The organism is Geminicoccus flavidas, from assembly GCF_009806515.1.
Lineage (GTDB): Bacteria > Pseudomonadota > Alphaproteobacteria > Geminicoccales > Geminicoccaceae > Geminicoccus > Geminicoccus flavidus.
In genome coordinates this window covers 1-1512 of sequence record NZ_WUJP01000066.1, presented here as the reverse complement: position 1 = coordinate 1512, position 1512 = coordinate 1, and the positions used below count along the sequence as shown (strand labels likewise).

Below are 1512 nucleotides of genomic sequence, written 5' to 3'. Positions count from 1 at the left end.
CGGTCAAGCTCGGTCCGAAGGACGGCCTGTCGCTGCTCAATGCCGGGGCCTTCTCGGCCGGTGCCGGCGCCCTCCTGGCCCACGAGGCGACGCGGTTGCTCTGCTGGCAGGAGCATGCCGCGGCACTCAGCTTCGCCGCTACCTCTGCGAACCGGCGGGTGCTGGAGGCCGCGGTGCAGGCCGCCCGGCCGGCAACAGGCCAAATGGAGGCGGGGGCGCGCCTGCGCCGCCTCCTGGCCGGCAGCGATTGGCCGGCCGTGGCGTTGCAGGACCCCCTGTCCCTGCGCTGTGCAGCACCGGTGCTGGGTGCCGCTGCGGCTGCGATCGATCGGGCATGGCAGGAGGTCGAGATCGAGCTGAACAGTGCTTCCGACAATCCGCTGGTCCTGGTCGATGCGGGCGAGGTGCTCTCAACCGGCAACTTCGCCTGCCCCGCCCTGGCACTGGCCTTCGAGAATCTCGGCCTCGCCATGGCTCAGGCAGCACAGGCGAGCCTGGCACGCTTCCTCCAGCTCACCAACGGCCAGCGTCAGGGCCTACCGTTCGGCCTTTCCCCGGTCGGCGGCGTGGCGGCAGGACTGGTGCCGTTGCAGAAATCCGCCATGGCCTTGCTGGCCGAGATCCGTCGCCAAGCGGCACCCGTCATGCTCGATTACTGGCCGGTGGCGGCCGGCGTGGAGGATCATGCGACCCATGCCCCGCTCGTGGTCGAGAAGGCGGAAGCCATCCTCGCGGCATGGCGGCGGCTGGTCGCGATCGAGCTGCTGGCTTCTGCCCAGGCGATCGATCTCGTCGGCAAGGACCGGCTGGGCCCGCCCCTAGCCGCCCTGCACGCCCGGCTGCGCCGGGTCGTCGCCAGCCTCCACGACGATCGCCCGGCCGGGCCCGACGCGGAACGGTTGGCCGGTTGGATCGAGGCGGAGGACGCTTCGCCATGAAGGGGAGCGGCCGCATCATAGGCACGCTGGCCGCCTGCCTCCTGCTCCTCGGCTGCACGGCACGCGGGCCAGATCCTCAAGAAGCCGGGCAGGCGGTGCGCGCGGCGCTGGAACAATGGCGCGCCGACTTCAACGCCGGGCGGACGGCGAAGGTCTGCGACCTGTTCGCGCCCGACCTGCGCTATGTCTATGGCGGCGAGCCGGAGCGCGGCCATGCCGAACTGTGCGCCGGCCTGCAGCGGGCCCTGCGCGAACCTGAGCGCCGGCTGGCCTATGACCTAGCCATCCAGGAGATCATCGTCGCAGGCGACTTCGCGGTGGTGCGGCTCGAATGGACGCTCCACGTCAGCCAGGCCGCCACGGGCGAGCCGGTCGCCACCTCGACCGAGCGCGGCATGGACCTGTTCCGCCGCCAGGCAGACGGGCACTGGCGGATCGTCCGGTTCCTCGCCTTCGACGGCTGAAGCTCAGCGCGCCAGCCAGCCGCCATCGACCGGCAGGATGGCGCCATGGACGTAGTCGGCTGCCGGCGAGGCCAGGAACACCGCAGCACCGCCGATGTCGTCCGGTTGGC

3 protein-coding genes are annotated in these 1512 nt (G+C 71.4%); 2 read left to right on the top strand and 1 reads right to left on the bottom strand.

Features of this window, described 5'->3' with window-relative positions; translation table 11 throughout:
• Together EQG76_RS01720 and EQG76_RS01715 are read left to right on the top strand one after the other, a co-directional pair.
• On the top strand, nucleotides 1-938 hold a 938-nt coding region (locus tag EQG76_RS01720), incomplete at its 5' end, for an aromatic amino acid lyase (RefSeq protein WP_159710049.1).
• Nucleotides 935-1402, top strand: a complete 468-nt coding sequence (locus EQG76_RS01715; RefSeq protein WP_159710047.1) for a YybH family protein — start codon at nucleotides 935-937, stop codon at nucleotides 1400-1402. The genes EQG76_RS01720 and EQG76_RS01715, both read left to right, overlap by 4 nt.
• Before the next feature lie 3 nt (nucleotides 1403-1405).
• Here EQG76_RS01715 and EQG76_RS01710 read toward each other — a convergent pair.
• Nucleotides 1406-1512: SDR family oxidoreductase (locus EQG76_RS01710; protein WP_159710045.1), on the bottom strand; the 107-nt coding region annotated here is incomplete at its 5' end.

Coding starts and splice junctions, on each gene's coding strand:
- EQG76_RS01715 (WP_159710047.1), top strand. CDS start 935: ATGAAGGGGAGCGGCCGCATCATAGGCACGCTGGCCGCCTGCCTCCTG.